This is a genomic window from Cytobacillus oceanisediminis 2691 (genome assembly GCF_000294775.2).
Lineage (GTDB): Bacteria > Bacillota > Bacilli > Bacillales > Cytobacillaceae > Cytobacillus > Cytobacillus pseudoceanisediminis.
The window spans coordinates 2,568,748-2,586,546 of the sequence record NZ_CP015506.1; the positions used below are offsets into that span (position 1 = coordinate 2,568,748).

17 protein-coding genes and 1 riboswitch are annotated in these 17,799 nt (G+C 42.0%); of the genes, 8 read left to right on the plus strand and 9 right to left on the minus strand.

What is annotated here, in order from left to right; genetic code table 11:
- Positions 1-108: 108 nt before the first annotated feature.
- From odhB to A361_RS13070, 3 genes are all read right to left on the minus strand, one after another.
- Entirely contained in the window at positions 109-1,362 is a 1,254-nt protein-coding gene (gene odhB / locus A361_RS13060) for a 2-oxoglutarate dehydrogenase complex dihydrolipoyllysine-residue succinyltransferase (RefSeq protein WP_009334544.1), read from the minus strand.
- Between the two features lies 1 nt (position 1,363).
- Entirely contained in the window at positions 1,364-4,207 is a 2,844-nt protein-coding gene (sucA, locus tag A361_RS13065; RefSeq protein WP_019379836.1) for a 2-oxoglutarate dehydrogenase E1 component, read from the minus strand.
- 616 nt (positions 4,208-4,823) lie between these two features.
- Positions 4,824-5,063, minus strand: coding sequence for a hypothetical protein (locus A361_RS13070; protein ID WP_009334542.1), 240 nt, complete (start codon positions 5,061-5,063; stop codon positions 4,824-4,826).
- 164 nt (positions 5,064-5,227) lie between these two features.
- On the opposite strand from A361_RS13070, the gene A361_RS13075 reads away from it, so the two are divergent.
- From A361_RS13075 to A361_RS13100, 6 genes are all read left to right on the plus strand, one after another.
- The gene (locus A361_RS13075) at positions 5,228-5,407 is read left to right on the plus strand and encodes an H-type small acid-soluble spore protein (RefSeq protein ID WP_009334541.1); all 180 of its coding nucleotides are present in this window, start codon (positions 5,228-5,230) and stop codon (positions 5,405-5,407) included.
- Between the two features lie 200 nt (positions 5,408-5,607).
- Positions 5,608-5,722, plus strand: a riboswitch (SAM riboswitch).
- 76 nt (positions 5,723-5,798) lie between these two features.
- Entirely contained in the window at positions 5,799-6,911 is a 1,113-nt protein-coding gene (locus A361_RS13080) for a methionine biosynthesis PLP-dependent protein (RefSeq protein WP_019379835.1), read from the plus strand.
- The gene (gene metC, locus A361_RS13085; protein ID WP_019379834.1) at positions 6,908-8,092 is read left to right on the plus strand and encodes a cystathionine beta-lyase; all 1,185 of its coding nucleotides are present in this window, start codon (positions 6,908-6,910) and stop codon (positions 8,090-8,092) included. Before A361_RS13080 ends, metC begins: the two co-directional genes overlap by 4 nt.
- A 4-nt stretch (positions 8,093-8,096) precedes the next feature.
- Positions 8,097-9,947 (plus strand): bifunctional homocysteine S-methyltransferase/methylenetetrahydrofolate reductase, encoded by a 1,851-nt coding sequence (locus tag A361_RS13090; RefSeq protein ID WP_019379833.1) that lies wholly within the window; start codon positions 8,097-8,099, stop codon positions 9,945-9,947.
- Positions 9,940-13,386, plus strand: a complete 3,447-nt coding sequence (metH, locus tag A361_RS13095; protein ID WP_019379832.1) for a methionine synthase — start codon at positions 9,940-9,942, stop codon at positions 13,384-13,386. Before A361_RS13090 ends, metH begins: the two co-directional genes overlap by 8 nt.
- A gap of 92 nt (positions 13,387-13,478) precedes the next feature.
- Entirely contained in the window at positions 13,479-14,033 is a 555-nt protein-coding gene (locus A361_RS13100) for an HAD hydrolase-like protein (protein WP_009334535.1), read from the plus strand.
- Positions 14,034-14,085: 52 nt separating this feature from the next.
- Here A361_RS13100 and A361_RS13105 read toward each other — a convergent pair whose 3' ends face one another.
- The 3 genes from A361_RS13105 to A361_RS13110 are packed head-to-tail and all read right to left on the minus strand — an operon-like array spanning position 14,086 to position 15,114.
- Positions 14,086-14,421, minus strand: a complete 336-nt coding sequence (locus A361_RS13105) for a DUF3889 domain-containing protein (protein WP_019379831.1) — start codon at positions 14,419-14,421, stop codon at positions 14,086-14,088.
- Between the two features lie 25 nt (positions 14,422-14,446).
- Positions 14,447-14,590 carry a hypothetical protein gene (locus tag A361_RS30490; RefSeq protein WP_019379830.1) on the minus strand — a complete coding sequence of 48 codons (144 nt, stop codon included), beginning with the start codon at positions 14,588-14,590 and terminating at the stop codon, positions 14,447-14,449.
- Positions 14,590-15,114 (minus strand): hypothetical protein, encoded by a 525-nt coding sequence (locus tag A361_RS13110; protein ID WP_019379829.1) that lies wholly within the window; start codon positions 15,112-15,114, stop codon positions 14,590-14,592. Before A361_RS13110 ends, A361_RS30490 begins: the two co-directional genes overlap by 1 nt.
- A gap of 154 nt (positions 15,115-15,268) precedes the next feature.
- Here A361_RS13110 and A361_RS13115 point away from each other — a divergent pair, with 154 nt between their 5' ends.
- The gene (locus tag A361_RS13115) at positions 15,269-15,577 is read left to right on the plus strand and encodes a hypothetical protein (protein ID WP_009334532.1); all 309 of its coding nucleotides are present in this window, start codon (positions 15,269-15,271) and stop codon (positions 15,575-15,577) included.
- Between the two features lie 32 nt (positions 15,578-15,609).
- Here the strand turns inward: A361_RS13115 and A361_RS13120 are convergent, their stop codons facing one another.
- The gene (locus A361_RS13120) at positions 15,610-16,182 is read right to left on the minus strand and encodes a hypothetical protein (protein ID WP_009334531.1); all 573 of its coding nucleotides are present in this window, start codon (positions 16,180-16,182) and stop codon (positions 15,610-15,612) included.
- 160 nt (positions 16,183-16,342) lie between these two features.
- Here A361_RS13120 and A361_RS13125 point away from each other — a divergent pair, with 160 nt between their 5' ends.
- Positions 16,343-16,543, plus strand: a complete 201-nt coding sequence (locus A361_RS13125) for a hypothetical protein (protein ID WP_009334530.1) — start codon at positions 16,343-16,345, stop codon at positions 16,541-16,543.
- 43 nt (positions 16,544-16,586) lie between these two features.
- Here A361_RS13125 and A361_RS13130 read toward each other — a convergent pair whose 3' ends face one another.
- A complete protein-coding gene (locus A361_RS13130) occupies positions 16,587-17,414 on the minus strand; it encodes an aldo/keto reductase (protein WP_019379828.1) in 828 nt (275 codons plus the stop codon).
- Positions 17,415-17,539: 125 nt separating this feature from the next.
- Positions 17,540-17,746: a zinc ribbon domain-containing protein gene (locus A361_RS13135; protein WP_009334528.1), complete on the minus strand. Its 207-nt coding sequence runs from the start codon at positions 17,744-17,746 to the stop codon at positions 17,540-17,542.
- Positions 17,747-17,799: the final 53 nt, after the last annotated feature.

The following is a 17,799-nucleotide window of genomic DNA, read 5'->3' on the forward strand; positions in this document are numbered from 1 at the left end:
GCTTTTTAATATATTATGCATAACAAGTACAATGTTTCCTTAATGCAAATAATTTTCAATAAAGAAAAAAATAAAACCAGAGCCGATTCCGCTCTGGTTTCTATTTTATTATGCTTCAAAAAGAAGGCTTTCAGGATCTTCGATCAGTTCCTTGACGCGTTTCAGGAATGTGACAGCTTCTTTACCGTCAACAATTCTGTGGTCATAGGAAAGTGCGATATACATCATTGGGCGGTTTTCCATTCTTTCAGCATCAATTGCAACCGGGCGCAATTGGATGGAATGCATTCCAAGAATACCAACCTGTGGTCCGTTCAGGATTGGAGTAGACATCATGGAGCCAAATACACCGCCATTAGTGATAGTGAAGCTTCCACCCTGCAGATCTGATAAAGCAAGTTTATTGTCTCTCGCCTTAACCGCAAGGTCCATGATATCCTTTTCGATTTCAGCAAAGTTTTTGCGGTCTGCATCACGTACAACCGGCACGACAAGACCTTCTGGTGCTGACACGGCAATACCAATGTCATAGAATTTCTTAAGGACAATTTCATTGCCTTGAATTTCAGCATTTAAATAAGGATTTTTCTTAAGGGCTGCTACTACCGCTTTTGTGAAAAATGACATGAAGCCAAGCTTAACATCATTTTCTTCAAAGAATTTATCTTTGCGGTTCTTACGAAGGTTCATCACATTTGTCATGTCCACTTCATTGAACGTTGTCAGCATCGCTGCAGTTTGCTGAACTTCTACAAGGCGGTTTGCAATGGTCTGGCGGCGGCGTGACATTTTGATTCGTTCCACTTCTTTTCCGGCGGCTGGCTGTTCAGCAGGTTTAGAAGCTGCTGCCGGTTTTGGTGCCTGAGCTTGCTGTTTTGCTTGATTTGGATTGAAGGATTCAACATCCTGGGTTCTGATTCTTCCCAGTGGATCAGCTGTCGGCACCTGGCTTAGGTCAATCCCTTTTTCTCTTGCCAGCTTGCGTGCTGCCGGAGAAGCGATCGGACGCTGTCCGCCAGCTTTTTCTTCAGCTGCTGGCTGTTCGGGCTGATCCTCTGCTTTAGGCTGTTCAGCTTTAGGAGCCTCAGGTTTTTCTTCCGTTTTTTCTGGAGCAGGTGCAGCTTGTCCGCTTTCATTAACGATAGCAATGGTTTCACCAACATTAACCGTGTCGCCTTCCTGTGCTTTAATTTCCTGTAAAACACCGCTATGTTCAGAAATGATTTCAACATTTACTTTATCTGTTTCAAGTTCTACAACATAATCCCCTTTATTTACTGTATCACCAGGCTGTTTTAGCCACTGTGCCACCGTACCTTCTGTAATGGATTCCGCCAATTCTGGAACTTTGATTTCTGCCACCTTAATTTCCTCCTTCTTGCTTCCGTGTTAGGGTCTCATCTATTATACGTGCTTGTTCTTTCTTATGAACAGTCGGGTCACCTTCAGCCGGGCTTGAACGGCGTCTTCTTCCAATGTAGCTGACATCGATATCGCTGCCTGCGATTTCTTTCAGTCTAGGTTCAACGAAATTCCATGCACCCATATTTTTTGGTTCTTCCTGAATCCAAACGATTTCTTCTACATTAGGATAGCGGGTTAAAATTTCTTTAATTTGATTCATTGGGAACGGATAGATTTCTTCCACTCGTAAAATATGGAACCAATCCTGATCCTGGTAGTTTTTCAGGTTTTCGGATAAATCAATTGTGATCTTACCTGTTCCAAGAATGATGCGTTTCACTTTTTCGTGATTTTGGCCTAAGCCAGGCTGTTCAATAACAGACTTGAATTCTCCTTCGCTCAATTCGAGTCCATTTGAAGCGACATTCGGATTGCGCAGCAGACTCTTAGGAGACATGATCACCAACGGGCGAACTTCCTCTTTTCCGAGAATGGCAGCCTGTCTTCTTAAGATATGGAAGTACTGTGCTGAAGAAGATAGATTAGCAACTGTCCAGTTGTTTTCTGCTGCAAGAGTCAGGAATCTTTCCAGGCGGGCACTTGAATGTTCAGGTCCCTGTCCTTCATAGCCATGTGGAAGAAGCATGACAAGACCTGATTTTTGGCCCCATTTCGCACGGCCAGCAGCAATAAACTGGTCAAACATTACCTGTGCCGCATTGGCAAAATCACCATACTGAGCTTCCCATAGAACAAGCGTTTCCGGAGCGAATACATTATATCCATATTCAAAGCCTACGACAGCAGCTTCAGATAATGGGCTATTATGGACAGCGAATGATGCTTTAGCCGTTGAAAGCTTGTGCAAAGGTGAATACGCTTTTCCAGTTGTATGATCGTGCAGAACAACGTTTCTTTGTGCAAATGTACCTCTCTCGGAATCCTGGCCAGTCAGTCTGACAGGGGTACCATCAGATAAAATGGTTGCAAAAGCCAGTGTTTCAGCAAGTCCCCAATCAATCTTGCCGTCTCCTTCAAGCGCTTCCAATCTGCGCTGCAGGATTTTGCCGAGTTTATCAAACACTTTGAAATCCTCTGGCCATTTTAATAATTCTTCGTTAATTTGCTTTAATTTATCGACAGACACAGCTGTTTTAATTTTTGGCAGACCCTTTTCGACTGTTTCAGGTGGATTGGTTAACTCCGCCTCTTTCTTTTCTTTTGGAACCTTTTCATAGGCAGCCTTCATTTTTTCCAGTACTTCATGATGAATGCCCTCTGCTTCCTCTTTGGAAATGATCTTTTCATTTAGAAGCTTATCAGCATACAGCGCTTTCACGGTTGGACGCTTGCGAATAATGTTATACATAATAGGATTAGTCGTCATAGGCTCGTCCATCTCGTTGTGCCCAAATCTGCGGTATCCGATTAAGTCGATAAGGATATCCTTTTGGAATTTCGCACGATATTCACAAGCAATTCTTGCCGCTGCAACTACTGCTTCAGGTTCATCTGCATTCACATGCAGAATTGGCATTTCATAACCTTTGGCAAGATCACTTGCATATCTGGTAGAACGTGAATCATGTGATTCTGTTGTGAAACCAATTGTATTATTGGCAATGATATGGATCGAACCGCCCGTATTGTAGCCAGTCAGCTGTCCAAGGTTCAGTGTTTCTGCTACAATTCCCTGTCCTGGGAATGCTGCGTCTCCATGAATGATAATGGCTAAAGCAGCTTTTGGATCTACTTCAGGATAACCGGCCTTTGTTCTATTATCCTGTGAAGCTCTGGTATAGCCCTCAACCAGTGAACCTACAAATTCAAGATGGCTCGGATTGTTAGCTAATGTCAGTCTGGCTATGGTCGTATTCTCATCTTTGATCTGTTTATCAAGACCAAGGTGATATTTAACGTCGCCTGTCCAGCCGTAATTGATTCCGATAGATCCTTCGGAAGGAACCAGTTCTTTATTTGGCGCATGCTGGAATTCCGCGAAGATCATTTCATACGGCTTTCCAAGCACATGGGCAAGAACATTTAATCTTCCGCGGTGGGCCATGCCGATGTTAATTGTTTTGGCTCCATCAGAAACGGATTCAGAAACAATTTCATCCAGTAATGGAACCATTGTATCAAGACCCTCAATTGAGAATCTTTTCTGGCCAACGAATGTTTTATGAAGGAATTTTTCAAATTCCTCAACTTCAGTCAGTCTTCTTAAAACTTTCAGTTTTTCTGCCTTCTGCATTGACAGTTTATGGCTGTTGGCCCCTATTTTACGGCGAAGCCAGTCTTTTTCGTTTTCATCAAATATATGCTGGAATTCAAACGCAATTGGTCCCATATAAGCGCTTTTCAGGAATTCAATTGCTTCAAGTCCGTTGCGTAATGGATAGGTGGCGTCTTTAGTAATGACACCGGCAGGAATCTCTTTTAAATCATTTTCAGTTAAGCCATATTTGCTCAGTTCGAATAATGCACTTTCAGATTTATTGTTACCCAGCGGATAAATATCTGCAGCCAAGTGGCCATATGTGCGGATATTATCAGCAAGGCGAATCGCAGCAAGTGTTTTTTCAAGCTGTCCGGCATTCATTGGCTGATTTGCTGATGAAGCCATTTGCGGAGTTCCTTCACTCGCTAGAGGGGAACCATTTCTTTCAAAGTAGTCTTTCATTTCAGGATCGATAGAAGATGGATCCTCTAAGTATCTTTCATATAGTTCAATAACGTAGCCAAGGTTGGGGCCATGAAATCCTTGTTCAAAAGGTCCCTCACCATTCGATGGCTTTTTCATGGAAAATTACCTCCATAACTGTTTTTAAGTAAATAATTCAAATACATTTTTCTCCCCTGAAAATACAATACCCGTCTATATGATGCATTAACGTTTTATTTTTACGAATAATAATATTTTTCAGAGGATAAAACGTTTCCACAGTTATTCTAACACGGAAAATCTAGTTGTACAAAGATAAAAACATGAATATAGTGGAAAACTATTAAAAATTTTTTTTTAGTAATTACTTATTCTAATAAAATGTTTTGTTAAATGTTAAACAATTATAAATAAGAAATAACTGGGTGGTTTTTAGGGGTTCATTTTAGATTGTTATTATACTTAAAATGTTGCCCGCTGATTTCAGCACGGGACCTTCTTTCCGCCGGGAGGAACAGAGGTCCTCAGCTCCGCCTGCGCGGTCTCCCGCTCCCTCTCCTGCCGCAGGACATTTAAAAAGGCTTCCTTGACTAATACCGCACGACGAAAATGCGGATGAATTTTCGAGAATCATGTGCCCATAGCGATGATCAGTTCAGGTTAATAACTAAGTTCAAGCAAAAATTCAAAAACATTTTGTAAAAGCACTTTCTTATATAGAAGACAAAATAAAAAAGCCGGCAGTCGTCCGGCTTTAAAAAGTCTCAACTAAGTTAATATAGATTTGTTTCACTGCATTCGCATTTTTTCTGTTTTCTTTTAGGGAAGATTCAATTGCTTCTCTCGTTTCCACAGGAAAATCAAAATGGCCGCAAGTTGTACATTTTTCGAACATGGAACCAGAAACATTTACTTCAATGCCATCCATGGTCTGGAATACTGCTGGACCCTCGGATTCCGCAAACCGGTGGCGGCAGTGGCTATGTTCACGCATATTAGCTCCCCTCCAAGAAAAATTTCATTTACGTTCATTATAAAACAAATATTCTGAACTTTAAAGTGATCCCCTTCTAACATTTTATGCCAGGTTTTTTTCAAAAGAATAATTTGTGTATTTTTAAGACACATTAAAATTATTCAAATTCAGGAGGTTTTTCCATGAATATTGGCAGAGCAAAAGAGATTGCTGAGTCTGCTGAAATGCACAGTGTTACTTTGAATGGCATCCCGATCATCATTCAGCATGTAGATGAGCAGACTAAGACAGCACGTGTTTACACAAAAGCAGATTCTGAAAAAGAAATGGATGTGCCGGTTAACGATTTGATTGAAGAATGAATACCCCAAAAAAACTTTCCAGAATCTGATGGGAAGTTTTTTTGTTCAAAATTTTCCTCATTCCCCCTAAAAAATGGAGACTGAGGGCAAAAGGACCCAAGATACCTGGTCGGATATTTTTTATAACATAAAATATTCAAAAAAGTGTTGACGATTAGCGGTTTACTGTAGTAAAGTTTAGAGAAAATTTAATATTTGATTTCTTATCCAGAGAGGTCGAGGGTAAGGCCCGACGACGCCTCAGCAACCAGCAATCATTTTTTTGATTGAAAAGGTGCTAATTCCTGCAAGTTTCTAAAACTTGAAAGATAAGAAGAATGGCTGATCACATTAAAAAGTCTTCTTCTTATAGAAGGCTTTTTTTTATTTTTTATAAGGAGTGGTTACAAGCATGTATAATATTGACACCAGATTAGCGCAAATCGGAAACAGGAGCGAGTCAGCAACAGGTGCTGTCAACCCGCCCGTATATTTTTCCACGGCATATCGCCATGAAGGCATTGGCCAGTCAACTGGCTTTGACTATAGCAGAACAGGCAACCCTACCCGCCAGCTGCTTGAGGAGGCAATCGCCCATCTGGAAGAAGGCGACCAAGGCTATGCCTGCAGTTCTGGAATGGCCGCAATTCTTACCATTCTTTCTCTTTTTAAATCCGGAGATGAATGGATTGTATCAAAGGATTTATATGGCGGTACATATCGTCTGCTTGAACAGGGCTTCAAGAAGTGGGGACTTCAGTGCAAATATGTAAATACCAGCAATTCCGAAGATGTTGAACTATTAATCACGGAAAAGACCAAGGCAATATTTCTGGAGACTCCAACTAATCCGCTTATGGAACAGACTGACATTCAATTGATAGCAGACATTGCCCAAAAGCATAATATCCTCCTTATAGTTGATAACACGTTTTATACCCCTCTCCTTCAGCAGCCGTTAAAGCTTGGAGCTGATATTGTGATCCATAGTGCAACCAAGTATCTTGGCGGGCATAATGATGTCCTTGCCGGATTAATTGTTGCAAAAGGCAAAGAGTTATGTGAGGCACTGGCGATGAACCACAATGCCGCAGGTGCTGTCCTTAGCCCTTTTGATTCATGGCTGTTGATCAGAGGGATGAAGACACTCTCTCTCCGCATGGAACGTCATGAAGAAAATGCGAAGGAATTAGCAGAATTTTTATCGGGCCACGATGCAGTAACAGATGTCCTTTATCCCGGCAAGGGCGGCATGATATCATTCCGAATCAAGGATGAATCCTGGGTGAATCCATTTCTGCAGAGCCTCTCCCTTATCTCCTTTGCTGAAAGCCTTGGAGGAGTCGAGAGTTTCATAACTTATCCAGCAACCCAGACACATGCGGACATTCCTGAAGAAATCCGTATTGAAACCGGTGTCTGTAATAGGCTTCTGCGTTTCTCGGTTGGAATAGAAAATGCAGAAGATTTGAAGGCGGATCTTGAACATGCTTTTGCTAAGGTTGTTAAGGAGGCAGTACGATGAGTTCGAATTACACATTCCAAACGAAATTACTTCACAATAATCAAAAATTCGACCCGGAAACAGGAGCTGTCAGTGTACCGATCCAGCATGCCTCCACTTTTCATCAAAAAGATATTGATGTGTTCGGAAAATATGATTACAGCCGCAGCCTGAATCCAACAAGGGAAGCACTTGAAGAAGTCATCGCGGAGCTTGAAGAAGGTATTAGAGGGTTTGCCTTTTCTTCTGGAATGGCTGCCATTTCTACAGCATTCCTCCTCTTATCTCAGGGAGATCATGTTGTCATTACAGAAGATGTATATGGCGGAACCTATCGAATGACAACAGAAGTCCTGTCCCGCTTTGGCATTGAGCACACATTTGTTGATATGACAAATCTTGAGGAAGTAAAAGAAGCAATCCGTCCCAACACGAAAGTTTTCTATGTAGAGACTCCTTCCAACCCGCTGCTGAAAGTGACAGATATACAGGCCATCAGTTCACTTGCAAGACAGCATGGAGCCTTGACATTTGTGGATAATACCTTCCTGACCCCTGCCCTTCAAAAACCGCTTTCTTTAGGTGCAGATATAGTGCTGCACAGCGCAACCAAATTTTTATCCGGACACAGCGACGTCGTGGCTGGCCTAGCGGTTGTGAAAGATCCGGATTTAGGTGCAAGACTTGCTTTTCTCCAGAACTCCTTTGGAGCCGTTTTGGGTGTTCAGGATGCGTGGCTTGTGCTGAGAGGCATTAAAACGCTGCAGGTCAGGCTTGATCAGTCTGTGAAATCAGCTAAGAAAATTGCTGGTTTCCTTAATGATCACCCATCTGTTAAGAAGGTGCATTATCCAGGTTTTGTAGATCATCCCGGATATAAAATCCAGAAAATGCAGGCTGTGAACGCAGGTGCCGTCCTATCTTTTGAGCTTGAAGATGAGCTATCGATGAGAACATTTGTTGAAAATGCGAAAATACCTGTTTTTGCAGTAAGTCTGGGAGCTGTTGAATCCATCCTCTCCTACCCTGCAAAAATGTCACATGCAGCCATGCCAGCATCCGAACGGGAGCAGCGCGGAATAACGGACAGTCTTCTTCGTCTATCTGTTGGCCTGGAGAGCGCAGATGATATTATAGAAGATTTCAAGGCAGCTTTATCTGCTGCCGGAAAAACAAAACATTCGATTTTACAGCGGGGGTGATATTTTGAGTTTCCTAAATAAATTAAAGAATGAAATCATCATAGCAGATGGCGCGATGGGAACTCTTCTGTACTCCTATGGTACCGACAGCTGTTTTGAGGAATTAAATTTATCACAATCTGAACAGATCCAGCACATCCATGAAGCATACATAGGCGCAGGGGCTGAATTGATCCAAACAAATACGTATGCGGCGAATTATTTGAAGCTTCAGCGATATGGACTGGAAGACTCCGTTAAGGAGATTAACAGTGCTGCAGCAAGGATTGCCAAAAAAGCTGCCAAGGAACGCGCATATGTTGCTGGTACAATCGGCGGGATCAGGGGATTCAAGCCCAACATGATTACACTTGAAGAAATAAAAAGAAGCTTCAGGGAGCAGCTTTATTGCCTGCTGCTTGAGAATGTAGATGGTATTTTGCTTGAAACCTATTATGACCTGGAAGAGCTTGAGACTGTCCTTGCCATAGCCAGGAAAGAAACTGATTTGCCGATTATCGCACAGGTGTCTCTTCAGGAAGCGGGTGTTCTTCAGAACCAGACTTCTATCGCTGATGCTTTAGCAAAGCTTGAAGGAATTGGTGCGGATGTTTTGGGAATCAATTGCAGGCTTGGTCCGCATCATATGCTGAAAACTCTCGAAAGTGTGCCTTTGCCAAAGCATGCCTATCTTTCTGCTTATCCAAATGCCAGTATTCCAGCCTATACGGATGGCAAATTTCATTATGAAGGAGATGCAGAATATTTCCGGCAGTCAGCGATTGAATTCCGAAATCAGGGTGTCCGCCTGCTTGGAGGCTGCTGTGGAACAACACCTGACCATATCAAGGCGTTTTCTGACGTTTTAAAAGGACTTCCGCCAATAGAGGAAAAAGAGACAAAGGCAATCAATAAAGTCATGGTTTCTGAAAAGCCATCATCATCAAGAGAGCTCCCTCCTCTTCAAGATATTGTCAGGGAAAGGCCTTCTGTCATTGTTGAATTGGATCCTCCAAGGAAGCTTGATACTTCACGCTTTTTCGAAGGTGCAAAAGCATTGAAAGAAGCCGGAATAGATTCTATTACACTTGCAGATAACTCCCTTGCTTCCCCCCGGGTATGCAACTCTGCGCTTGGATATCTCGTCAAGCAGCAGACAGGATTGCGCCCGCTTGTTCATGTGACCTGCAGGGATAGGAATATTATTGGACTGCAATCCCATTTAATGGGTCTGCACGCACTTGGATTAAATGATATTCTTGCCGTAACGGGTGATCCTGCACGTGTCGGTGATTTTCCAGGAGCATCTTCTGTATATGATGTCTCATCATTTGAATTGATCAGTATGATCAAGCAGTTAAATGAAGGGTTATCTTTTTCAGGGAAAGATCTCGGCCAGAAAGCTGCCTTTTCAGTTGCAGGGGCTTTTAATCCCAATGTCCGCTCATTGGAAAAAGCTGTTGGACGGCTTGAAAAGAAAATTGAACATGGTGCGGACTATTTCATCTCGCAGCCTGTTTTTTCTGAAGAGAAGCTGCTGGAAGTTCATGAGGCTGTGAAAGATTTAAAAGCACCTGTTTATATAGGCCTAATGCCTCTTACCGGCAGCCGGAATGCTGAGTTTCTGCATAATGAAGTTCCTGGAATCAAAATTTCCGACAGCATTAGAAACCGGATGGCTTCATTAAAGGATGATCCTGCACAGGCTGGAGCTGAAGGCATAGCTATTGCCAAGTCGCTGATCGATGCCGCGGCAGAGCTGTTTAATGGCATTTACCTCATCACTCCATTTATGCGCTATGAAATGACTGTTGAACTATCAAACTATGCCCGTGAGACAACCGAACGGCTTTCAAGGAGGAAACAACATGCATAAACCATCACTGCAGGAGCAGATAAAAAAGAAAATCCTGATCATGGATGGAGCAATGGGCACCATGCTGCAGAGGGCCGATCTTACCGCTGCTGACTTTGGCGGCGAAGAATATGAAGGCTGCAACGAGAATTTAAATATAACAGCTCCTTCGGTGATCGAACATATTCACCTTGAATATTTAAAAGCCGGCGCAGATATTATTGAAACCAATACCTTTGGCGCAACCAGCATTGTTCTGGCAGATTACGATCTGGAAGAAAAAGCTTATGAACTAAATAAAATTGCTGTTGAAATTGCCAGGGAAGCTGCAGACCGCATTTCAACTCCTGAATGGCCAAGATATGTGGCTGGTGCCATGGGTCCTACGACGAAGACGCTGAGTGTAACCGGCGGGTCTACATTTGAAGAAATGATTGCGGCTTATGAAGAACAAGCCAGAGGGTTAATTGACGGTGGAGCCGATCTTCTTCTCCTGGAAACCAGCCAGGACATGCTGAATGTGAAGGCTGGTTTTATCGGCATTGAAAATGCATCAAAAAAGACGGGAATAAAACTTCCGCTTATCGTTTCGGGAACGATTGAACCGATGGGCACGACTCTTGCTGGCCAATCGATTGAAGCATTTTATATTTCGCTGGAACATATGAAACCACTGGCAGTCGGACTCAACTGTGCGACAGGGCCCGAATTCATGCAGGACCATATCCGTTCTCTGTCAGGATTGGCATCTACTGCAGTCAGCTGCTATCCCAATGCAGGATTGCCTGATGAAGAAGGACAGTACCATGAAACTCCGGAATCACTGGCGAGCAAGCTTGAGGGCTTTGCCAAGGAAGGCTGGCTGAATATCGTAGGCGGCTGCTGCGGAACCACCCCTGAACATATTCAGGCGATTGCTGAATCGGTTAAAGATTATAAACCCAGAAATTATGAGGGGAATTCAGTGCATAAAGTTTCCGGAATTGAACCTCTGATTTATGATGACCCGACATTAAGGCCCATTATGGTCGGCGAGCGCACAAATGTAATTGGCTCACGCAAGTTTAAAAGACTGATTGCTGAAGGAAAGTTCGAGGAAGCTGCTGAAATAGGCCGGGCGCAAGTAAAAGGCGGAGCCCACGTAATTGATATTTGCCTTGCAGATCCTGACCGTGAAGAAATGCAGGATGTTGAAAACTTTATCAAGGAATTAGTAAAAAAAATTAAGGTTCCGCTGGTCATTGATTCAACTGATGAAACGGTTATCGAGAAGGCCCTCACCTATTCACAGGGTAAAGCCATCATAAATTCCATTAATCTGGAGGATGGCGAAGAAAGATTCGAAGCTATTGCCCCACTGATCCATCGATATGGTGCAGCTGTGGTAGTAGGTACTATAGATGAAGCCGGAATGGGTGTTACGGCTGAAAGAAAACTGGAAATTGCAAAGCGTTCGTATGATTTGCTTGTAAATAAGTATCAAATTCCGCCTGAGGATCTTATTTTTGACCCCCTCGTCTTTCCTGTCGGCACAGGGGATGAGCAATACATCGGGTCTGCAAAGGCAACGGTAGATGGGATAGGACTTATTAAAGAGGCTTTACCGGAGGTTCAAACCATATTGGGAATCAGTAATGTTTCATTTGGCCTCCCTCCTGTCGGCAGGGAGATATTAAATTCAGTATTCCTTTATCACTGTACTCAAGCAGGACTCGATTATGCGATAGTGAATACGGAAAAGCTCGAAAGATTTGCCTCCATTTCAAAGGAAGAGGTCTTAATGGCTGAAAAGCTTCTTTTCGAAACTACTGATGAATCACTTGCCATTTTCACTGATTTTTACCGGGATAAGAAGAAAGAAAGTAAAAGTGTCCTCCCGGATATGACGCTTGAGGAACGCCTCGCCTATTATATTCTGGAGGGAACAAAAGAAGGGCTGCTGCCTGATCTTGAACTGGCCCTGCAAGCATACCCTGCTCCGCTTGATATCATTAATGGGCCATTAATGAATGGAATGAAGGAAGTAGGAAGATTGTTCAATGATAACCAGCTGATTGTTGCAGAAGTCCTTCAAAGTGCAGAGGTTATGAAAGCATCTGTTGCATATCTGGAGCCATATATGGAAAAGGATGCTGCACAATCTTCATCCAAGGGGAAAATCATCCTGGCAACCGTTAAAGGGGATGTCCATGATATAGGGAAAAACCTTGTGGATATTATTTTAAGCAATAATGGATATGAAGTGATAGACCTGGGAATCAAGGTCTCCCCTGCTGAATTGATTGAAAAAATCAGGCGTGAGAATCCGGATATGGTCGGCCTTTCAGGTCTGCTTGTTAAATCCGCACAGCAGATGGTCATTACGGCACATGACATGAAACAGGCAGGAATCGATATTCCGATATTAGTAGGCGGCGCTGCATTGTCGAGAAAGTTTACAGATACTAAAATTTCCAAAGAATATGATGGACTCGTGCTATATGCCAAGGATGCCATGAATGGACTTTCTCTAGCCAATCAGCTTCAGGAGCCAGAAGAAGTGGAGAAACTGCGGATTCAGCAGGCAGAAAAACAGGCAGCGGTCCTGAATGCAGTCCCTTTTGACCGCGGATCGGTTGCAGTTGCAGTAAAGCCTAAACCAACAGTCAGCACAAAAGTGCCAGTTTATGTTCCAAAAGACTTAAAGCGGCATTTGCTGAAAACATATTCCCTCTCACATATTGAGCCGTATATAAATAAGCAAATGCTGATTGGCCATCACCTTGGCTTAAAAGGAAACTTGCAAAAGCTGCTTGCAGAAAAAGATGAAAAAGCGATTAAGATTAACACAATGGTTGATGAACTGATTGCTGAAGCAAAAGAGAAAAACTGGATTGAACCAAAAGCAGTTTATCAATTCTTCCCTGCCCAGTCAGATGGCGATAAGGTGTATATCTATGATGAAGATGAAAAAACGATCATTGAAACGTTTGAGTTCCCGCGCCAGGAAACGGAGCCATTCCTATGTCTGGCGGACTTCCTTAGATCAAAAGAAAGCGGTCAAATGGATTATGCTGCCTTCTTTACTGTGACTGCCGGAAAAGGTATACGCGGTATAGCAGACCGTTTAAAAGCCGAAGGCAGATTCCTGGAAAGCCATGCCCTGCAGTCGCTCGCTTTGGAGACAGCTGAAGGGCTTGCCGAGCTGATCCATCGTCAGATACGGGATCGCTGGGGATTCCCTGATCCAGTTGAAATGACTATGAAGGACCGTTTTGCGGCGAAGTACCAGGGACAGCGCTTTTCTTATGGATATCCTGCGTGCCCTGATCTAGAGGACCAGAAGAAGCTATTTAAGCTTATACAGCCTGAGGATATCGGGGTTAAGCTAACAGAAGAATGCATGATGGAACCGGAAGCATCTGTCTCTGCAATGGTCTTTGCTCATCCGGAAGCAAGATATTTTAATGTATTAAGATAGTATTAAACCCGGCAATTAAAAGATTGCCGGGTATTTGCCTTTCCCCTTTAAATACCTATACAATGGTTACATAGCAAGGAGGTGAGATTTTTATGAATGTTCTCTGGGATTTAGATGGCACCATTCTAGATACATGGCCCACATTGGTTCAGGCTTTTATTCGCATATCCGGTAAAGAGCTGAATCCTCATGAAGTACTTATGCCTCTTAAAAACGGGACAGCCTATCAGAAATTTAATGTTTCTCCGGATAAAATTGCGGATTTCCGTCAAATGGAAGCTACTTTTAAGCATGATGAGAAGCCATTATTCCCATATGTAAGGGAAATATTAGAGCAAAATAATGTAAACGTGCTGGTAACCCATCGGAACCGGCAATCAACTGAGGAGCTGCTCGAGTATTGGAAACTCACTTCCCATTTTGAAGAAGTTATCTGCCCTGAATTTGATGGTTTCTCCTTAAAGCCGCATCCGGAATCCTATGAATATCTTCATCGGCGTTATCATATTGATCTGGCCATTGGCGACCAGGATACAGATTTAATGCCTGCCAGACAGATCGGCATCAGCACCTGTGCATTCCGCAACCCTAACCCCTATGCAGACTTCGCGATTGATTGTTATTCAAAATTTGAATTTGAGAAATAAGAAACCAGGGACTTTATAATATCATAAAGCCCCTGGTTTTATTCTGATCAAGTTAATTAGCTGATCTTCGCGTATTGATCCTGATGACTCTGTCAGTTTTTGAATCAAATTCAATATCAATGTATAGACCGAATTCTTTGCCCTCATCTTCTATCCATAGCTTGAACTTTTCGATGTCTGTTGTTTGTCTCCTTTCTCTGCCGATATGCAAGTAGTCAAGAATTTTAGCTTTAGGATATTTCTTTTTTGCTGTTTCCATAGCAAGTCTGCCCCATTTAGCATAGGCTGGTTCTGGTCTTTCAGCATGCGCTTCTACGGACAATGCCCGAATGGGATTGTATTCTGATAAAGCAATCAAAACCATAAGGCTGACAATTATTTTTTTCATTTTCCACCTCTTTCAGTAAAAGATCTTAATCGTTATTCCCGTTATTCATGGTTTCTTCCTTCATTCGTTCTTCTTCTTCCTCTACACAGATATAAGCAATTTGTTCTTCCATTAGATGATGGAGAATATCTTTATCATCTGTACAGGACATGTCTCTTCTTTTTTCCATTATCCCCTCTCCTCTCTCTCATTCATTCGGAATTTATTAAAATAATTCCTAAATCCGCCAACTGCCGCTGATAATATTTTTTTATCCACAAATGCCATATGAAAAACATACATGAATATTGACTTCATTATGAAAAGCATAAATAGCTTCAGCTGTGTAAAACGGAGAAGCCTCCAAATCCCAATCTTTTTGAACCAAGTATAAAAAGGGTAGGCGAAAAAGGCATCAACAACTGAATTCAAAAGGATATACAGCAAGGGCCTGCCATAAGTTAATTTTAATATCCATATAGATCCCGCAAAAAACGGCCCTAATATCAATGGGAGTTCACCACTGAGCTTTGGAAGTAATCTTTCCTTAATAGTCCACCATTTGTTTTTTTCAGCGATAAACCCTTCTATCAGAACATAAAGGCACATAAAAATGGCTGCTGGATAAAAACGTTTAAAATCCCTTTTGCCTATGAATGGAACAGTCAGCCAGGAAAGGAGAATTATAAGCACCAAATATAGCTTCTTTTTCATCTTACCCCACCTTTTTTTAAAGGTTTTGTATTTAAAGGAAAATTATTCATTCTTTCCGCAAGAACGGCAGATATTTTTAAATTTGCTTAAAATATGTGTTTTGAACATTCCAATAGGTGTAATAGATTAACAAGCATAGAAGGAGCTGATCAGCATGTTAACAATGTATAAATGCAAAAACTTCAATAAAACTGGTAAAATTCTGCTCCCAAGCAAGTGGCGCAGCCAATTTGGACTTATGCCGGGAAAACTGGCTGATCTTCGCTTCGACCAGGATCAAATTATTATTGAGAAGGCTGATTTGGAATCAACCCATAATAAAAGACTTATATCTGAAAATGGCTCTATCCATATTCCAAAAGAACTTCAGCATCTTCTTGACATAACAGAGGAAGAAGAATATTGCCTTTTCATTGATGAGGAGGATAAGAGTTTTGTCCTTAAGATGATTTCAGAACGCTAAAAAAGCTGCAGCTATTCCTTAGCAGCAGCTTTTTAGCATATATATTTTCCTGTCAGCTTTGAAAGTGCCTTACAAAACTTTTCCCAGCCCTCAGGGAATGCCTGTATCCCCTGACTCTCAAAAATATTCTCCTTTGTAATCAGCTTTATGGACCACGTCACACTATCCAATATGATTCCAGGGTTTTGGTATTCCTTCTGCCACTTCCAAATTTTCAGCCGATATAATTCCTTTTTAAATTCCTCAATGCTGCCTGATGCTGCAGGCAGTTCAGTTCTATGTGAGAACGAGCTTAAATGCCATTCAAAGTATACAAAACGTCCATTGATAAAATCCACTTCGACTTTGTACCAGGGTCCGGGATAACCGCCGAGGCTGACACTCAAAAGGATGGGCTCTTTATCAGGGTCAATCGTGACAATATTATTTTTTATATGGAAAATTTCTCTTTTTCTGCTGATGACAGATTTTACATGTGATAATTCAAGCGGTTTTCGGCTGGTATTCTGAGAGTTACTTAGTTTATTCATTTCATCAAGCAAAGAAGGGATTGATATAGCTCCCTTTTTCTCCAAAATATCCAAAATATTCTCGAAAATACTCATTGTTTCTTCCTCCATCAAAACACGGTCGTTTTATCTGCCTAAGAATGTTTTCTTCCCTAATAACCTTTTTTTCCTCTATGCAAACATTCTTTAGCTTTTAAGGAACGTATGTGAATAAATTCCGCCTGCTCATTGCACGCTATTGATGGGAGGTGCAGCCATGGATCCAATAAAACCAGGAAGCAAAAAGCTGCCGGATTTCGAAGAACTGGATGATCGGATGATTGCCGGGCATACTTCGGGGCCAACACTTGTGATAAAGACAAATCTCGATCCGGAAAATTCGACTGAAGATAACCCTTACTTTAAGAATAAAGCCGAAACGGATACAGAAGAATTTCGGGATTATTTTGAGGAGTAAAAGGAAACCGGCAGGCTTTTTGCCTGCCGGTTTCCTGCATTATTTAGAAATCGAAGTTGTCAGGGTCCGGACCTACTCGTCTATTTTCATTTAAGCCGCTGATTTTGTCCATATCTTCTGAAGAAAGCTCAAAGTCAAATACATCAGCATTTTCAATGATGCGATGTTCTTTCACTGACTTGGGTATTGTTACAATTTCATTCTGAAGATCCCATCTTAAGATCACTTGTGCAACCGATTTGCTGTACTTTTGGGCAATTTCCTTCAATGCTTCGTTTTCAAGAAGCTCTCCCTGTGCCAGCGGTGACCATGCTTCTATTTGAATGTCCTGCTTCTTGCAGAAGTCCCTAAGCTCTGTCTGGTTCAGCAAAGGATGAAGCTCAACCTGGTTAACCATAGGATTTATTTCAGCATCCTGCATCAGATCTTCGAGGTGATGGATCTGGAAGTTGCTCACACCAATTGCCTTTACTCTTTTTTCTTTATAAAGAGTTTCAAGGGCTTTCCATGTTTCTTTATATTTCCCCTTCACAGGCCAATGGATCAGGTAAAGGTCGATATAATCGAGGCCCAGCTTTTCAAGGCTGGTTTCAAATGCATTGATTGTAGAATCATAGCCCTGGTCAGAATTCCAAACTTTTGTGGTAATAAAAAGTTCTTCACGAGGTACGCCTGCTTCCTTGATTGCCTGGCCTACACCTTCTTCATTCTGATAGACTGCAGCCGTATCAATGCTTTTATATCCTGCTTTAAGGGCTGATTTCACTGACTGAACCACTTCGTCTCCGTCCTTAACTTTAAAAACACCCAGTCCCAGCCACGGCATTTTGACACCGTTATGTAATGATACAGCAGATTGTAAATTTTCCATTCTTTCACCTCTTTTTATTAATTAGGGTACTGGATAATTTTCTCACATTCCATTCAGCTAACAAAATTTTTTGCCTAAAAAAGAAAAACATTGCCGCATGATGGGCAATGCATGATCCGTTACTTTTATCCGCCGAAGAAAAAATCCAGAACATTTCCTGCAGTGGAAGAGTTTTTATTATAGAATTCTGAGTATCCGCAGTTTTTACAGTAAACTACCAGAAAACGGTTATGCTGAATATCAAACATTTTGGAAAGTCCTGTACCAGTCATGGCAACTTCTTTTTGACCGGCATCACTGCTGCCGCATTTAATACAGCCTTTTTTGCCCATCTTCTCACCCTTTCGACTTCTTACTTTAATTTACGTTCACAGCTGAAAAAAGT